This window comes from Citrobacter sp., assembly GCF_050252275.1.
Taxonomy (GTDB): domain Bacteria; phylum Pseudomonadota; class Gammaproteobacteria; order Enterobacterales; family Enterobacteriaceae; genus Citrobacter_A; species Citrobacter_A amalonaticus.
In genome coordinates this window covers 1-4,661 of record NZ_JBFWLF010000330.1, presented here as the reverse complement: position 1 = coordinate 4,661, position 4,661 = coordinate 1, and the positions used below count along the sequence as shown (strand labels likewise).

Genomic DNA, 4,661 nt, shown 5'->3' with positions numbered 1-4,661 from the left:
CAGCCGGACTTTGCTTATATCAACGCAGGTTCTCGAGTCATTAAGTACTCTCTGTACTGGAACGGGCTGGATTCGGATGCGCACGGAACGTTCACGCTTGATGAGGGCAGAACCTTCGATCTCGGCGTCGCGCTGGCGGACAATACGGCACAGGTCAATCCGGCCTGGGATGGTAAAAGCCTGACCAAAGCGGGAGAAGGCACGCTGATACTGTCGGCGGAAAATACCTATACGGGGTCGACTTTTGTCAGTGAAGGCATGCTGAAGACGACCACGTCGAATGCATTTGCCAGTACCTCCGGCGTTATCGTCGGCGAGGAAGGGACGCTTAACCTTCACGGCAACAGCCAGATCGTCAATGCGTTGGAGAACCGTGGCACCTTGCTGATTGATGATTATGGTGTTCCGCCTTCTTCACCTCTCAACGTCATGCTGACGGGCGATGTGACGAATAGCGGCAATATCATTCTTAACAACAGCGTGACCAGCGCCGGGAATACATTGACCATCAATGGTGACTATGCGGGTAATGGCGGTACGCTTTCGCTGGGCACCGTTCTCGGCGGCGACAACAGCCTGACGGATAAGCTGGTGATTACCGGCAACGCGACCGGCACGACCTATGTGCATGTTAACAATGAGAATGGCTCAGGGGCCTTGCTGCATGAAGGGATTAAAATTATTGAGACCGGCAGTTCAACGCCAGAGGCTTTTGTGCAACGAGGTCGTATCGTGGCGGGAAGCTATGAATATCACGTGAAGCAGGGAACGGCTTCCGGCAGTGACAGGAATAACTGGTATTTAACCCATTTGGCGGACACGCCTGTTCCTGATGATTCCCCTGATGTCATTGATAACGATCGACCTGCGCCGGGCGAACCCTCGGATGCGGTCAATCTCTATCGCCCTGAGGGGGGAAGCTATGCCAGCAACCTGGCGGCAGCGAATACGCTGTTTAACACCCGACTGCAGGACCGTCAGGGAGGTACCTGGTATACCGACCCTGCTACCGGGGAACGGCATATGACCAGTCTGTGGCTGCGTACGTCAGGCGGGCACAGCAAGGGGCGGATGTCAGACGATCAGAACACATCGTCTTCTAACCGCGTTGTTGTGCAGATCGGCGGCGCGTTGTTGCAGGGGAGTGTGAACGGCACGGATGGCTATCAGTTGGGCGTAATGGCAGGCTATGGTAAGCAGGATAACGACATCCATAACAGCCTGTCAGGCTACGATTCTCGTGGTGAGGTGAGCGGCTACAGCGCGGGTCTGTACGGAACCTGGTATCAGAACGCCGTGGATAAAACCGGCCTGTATGTCGATTCATGGGTACTCTATAACTGGTTTGACAATACGGTTAAAGGTGATGAGATTGCTCAGGAAAGCTATAAAAGCAAGGGGCTGACGGCGTCGCTGGAATCGGGTTACGCCTTCCATCTGGGGTCATTCAAGGCGCCAGGCGACTGGGAAAGTAACGTCTGGCTTCGCCCACAGGCACAGATCACCTGGATGGGAGTGAAGGCTAACGACCATACGGAGAAAAACGGCACGCGGGTTCAGGGACAGGGCGACAACAATATTCAGACCCGTCTGGGTATGCGTCTTTACGTCAATGGTAAAAGCGCTGCGGAAAAAGGAACCGTACGCGAGTTTGAACCCTTTATCGAGGCGAACTGGATACACAACTCGAAGCAGTACGGCGTCAGGATGAATGACACGAGCACCTCCCTGCAGGGAAGTCGAAACGTCGGTGAAGTGAAGGTGGGTGTCGAGGGGCGGTTGACCCGGGACCTGAGCGTCTGGGGCAACGTTGCGCAACGAATGGGTCATAACGGTTTTCGCGATACGAGCGGCGTGCTGGGAATCAAATACCAGTTCTAGCCTTATGATGTGCCCCCAGCCCTCCCGGCTTTTTTGCCGGGAGGGCTGTTTCTCTCTTACTTGCCCCGCACGTTGTGGTATGAGCAATAGCGCAGCATTCCTACTTTTGTCTTAGTGTCAGGCTGCTTTGCCCCTGCCAGAGTGTAGATAACCCCCATGAAGTGGAGGCGTTATGAGCTGGCGACCCATTCTGTATCTGATTGTGACTCCTGATCCTGCATTAAGCGCCCGACGCGGGTTTTTGCGACTGGTGCAACGCTGACGGTATATCGGGAATTGCGTGCGAGCGCGGATCCCCGTCGCTGACGCTGTGTTATGGTGACTGTTCTCGTTCGTAAAACAGGAGCCTTATCATGTCGCAATATAATCCGTTAAGCGCCCTCCTGGATAAGCAGGATTTCCTGTTGCTGGATGGCGCATTGGCGACGGAGCTGGAAGCGCGTGGGTGCCATTTAGTCGACAGCCTATGGTCAGCGAAAATTCTGCTGGAAAACCCGGAGCTTATCCGCGAAGTGCACCTTGACTATTTTCGGGCGGGGGCGCAGTGCGCCATCACCGCCAGCTATCAGGCGACGCCAGCGGGATTTGCCGCCTGCGGCTTTGATGAGGCGCAGGCGAAAGCGCTGATTGGGAAAAGTGTTGAGCTGGCGCGTAAAGCGCGTGAGGCGTTTCTGGCAGAAAATCCGCAGGCGGGCACGCTGCTGGTCGCCGGTTCGGTCGGACCTTACGGCGCATTTCTGGCTGATGGTTCGGAGTATCGCGGAGATTACACGCTGAGCGGCGAAGATTATCAGGCGTTCCACCGTCCGCGCGTGGAGGCGTTGCTGGATGCCGGAGTCGATCTGCTGGCCTGCGAAACGCTACCAAATTTTGCCGAGATTCAGGCACTGGCGGCGTTGTTAACCGCATATCCGCGTGCGCGTGCGTGGTACTCTTTTACCCTGCGCGACAGCGAGCATCTGAGCGACGGCACGCCGCTACGCGAGGTTATGACGTTTCTCGAACACTATCCGCAGACGGTGGCGGTGGGGATCAATTGTATTGCCCTGCAACAGGCCACCGCCGCTTTGCAGCATCTGCACGGGATAACGGCGCTGCCGCTGGTGGTCTATCCGAACAGCGGAGAGCATTACGATGCGAGCAGCAAAAGCTGGCATCATCATGATGAATCGTGTGCGCGCCTGGCGGATTACCTGCCGCAGTGGCAGGCGGCCGGGGCGAAGTTGATTGGCGGGTGCTGTCGCACCACGCCAGAGGATATCGCCGCGCTGAACGCGCAACGTTGAGTTTGTGCCGGGTGTGGCTGATGCCTTACCCGGCATTGCATCATGCCGCATCCGCTAACACAAACATGCCGTACGGGTGGATTTCCAGATAGTACGTCTCACCGACATCCGGCTGCAGGCGTGTAGCGTTGACCTGTAACAGGATCTCCTGTCCATGCCACTCCACCGTGACTTCATACTGTGGTCCCATATAGGCGACATGACGAATCACACAGCGCTGACTCTCCTCTCCGCGATCGCTTAAGGTGATCGCTTCCGGCCTGACGCCAACGGTGCCGGTGCCCTGAGCCACAAAGTGCGTCGGGCGAGGCAGGCGATAACCAAAGATATCAACAGAGGCTTCGCTGAAGGTCGCCGGGAACAGGTTGGCGTCACCCATAAAGCTCGCCATAAAACGGGAGGCGGGTTGGCGATAGAGATCCTGCGGCGAGCCTATCTGCATGATATGCCCCTTGTTCATCACCAGCACGGTGTCGGAAACCGCAAAGGCTTCGCTCTGATCGTGGGTAACGTACAGCGAGGTGATATCAAACTGCTTTTGCAGCTCGCGGATCTTATCGCGCATGCTGCGGCGCAGGTTGGCGTCGAGGTTACTCAATGGTTCGTCAAATAACAGCACCTTCGGTTTGAGGATCAGCGCGCGCGCCAGCGCCACGCGCTGCTGCTGACCGCCGGAGATCTGATCAACATAGCGGTCCTCGAATCCTTCCAGATCGACCATTGCCAGCGCCTCTTTCACCCGCGTCTTCACATCGGCGCGCGACACGCCCAGCATCTTCAGACCGTAGCCGACGTTTTCCCCCAGCGACATATGTGGGAACAGAGCATACGACTGGAACACCATACAAATATCGCGCTGCTGAATAGAACGATGAGTGACGTCTTCGCCATCAATAAAAATTTGACCTTCGCTCGGTTTTTCCAGACCGGCGACCAGGCGCAGAATGGTGGTCTTGCCGCAGCCGGACGGGCCAAGCAGCGTCACCATCTGCCCCTGCGGGATGGTGAGATTGATATTGTCGATGACCGTGTTGCTGCCGAATCGTTTAGTGACGTTGCGCAGTTCAACGAAATTTTTCTGACTCATAGTGCGCTCCATTACGCCTGGTTTTTGGCTTTAGACCGGGAAATACGCGCTTCCCCAATCAGCCAGTCAAAGATGAAAATAATCGCCAGCATGACCACGATCAGAATCGACCCGTAGGCAATCGCCACGCCGTACTCGCCGTCTTCCACGCGGTTCAGAATGTAGGCCGTTGCTACGCGGGTGTCCGGCGTAACGAGGAAGACAATCGCGCTGACGGTGGTGATGGCGCGCACGAAGCTGTAGATCAGCGCCGAGAGAATGGCCGGGCGCAGCAGCGGCAGCAGAATGTGCGTGATAGTGCGTAAGCTCCCGGCACGCAGACTGAGCGAGGCTTCATCCAGTGATTTATCGATCTGGCCGAGTCCGGCGATCCCGGCGCGAATACCGACCGGGACGTTACGCATCAC

The 4,661-nt window shown here is 56.6% G+C and carries 4 protein-coding genes; 2 read left to right on the top strand and 2 right to left on the bottom strand.

Translation table 11 applies throughout. The features are described from left to right. Both AB7E14_RS20740 and mmuM read left to right on the top strand, forming a co-directional pair. A partial coding sequence (locus tag AB7E14_RS20740; RefSeq protein ID WP_428169881.1) for an autotransporter outer membrane beta-barrel domain-containing protein occupies window positions 1–1,881 on the top strand: 1,881 nt, incomplete at its 5' end. A 353-nt stretch (window positions 1,882–2,234) separates the two neighbouring features. Beyond that, window positions 2,235–3,167 (top strand): homocysteine S-methyltransferase, encoded by a 933-nt coding sequence (mmuM, locus tag AB7E14_RS20735; protein WP_316961971.1) that lies wholly within the window; start codon window positions 2,235–2,237, stop codon window positions 3,165–3,167. Between the two features lie 40 nt (window positions 3,168–3,207). Here the strand turns inward: mmuM and fbpC are convergent, their stop codons facing one another. Together fbpC and AB7E14_RS20725 are read right to left on the bottom strand one after the other, a co-directional pair. Further along, a complete protein-coding gene (gene fbpC, locus AB7E14_RS20730) occupies window positions 3,208–4,254 on the bottom strand; it encodes a ferric ABC transporter ATP-binding protein (protein ID WP_044259069.1) in 1,047 nt (348 codons plus the stop codon). A gap of 11 nt (window positions 4,255–4,265) precedes the next feature. After that, window positions 4,266–4,661 (bottom strand): ABC transporter permease subunit (locus AB7E14_RS20725; RefSeq protein WP_428169880.1); only part of this gene is annotated, 396 nt, incomplete at its 5' end.

Bases quoted from the DNA above. Each gene is read 5' to 3' on its own strand.
- fbpC (WP_044259069.1), bottom strand. From the start codon at position 4,254: ATGAGTCAGAAAAATTTCGTTGAACTGCGCAACGTCACTAAACGATTC.
- mmuM (WP_316961971.1), top strand. From the start codon at position 2,235: ATGTCGCAATATAATCCGTTAAGCGCCCTCCTGGATAAGCAGGATTTC.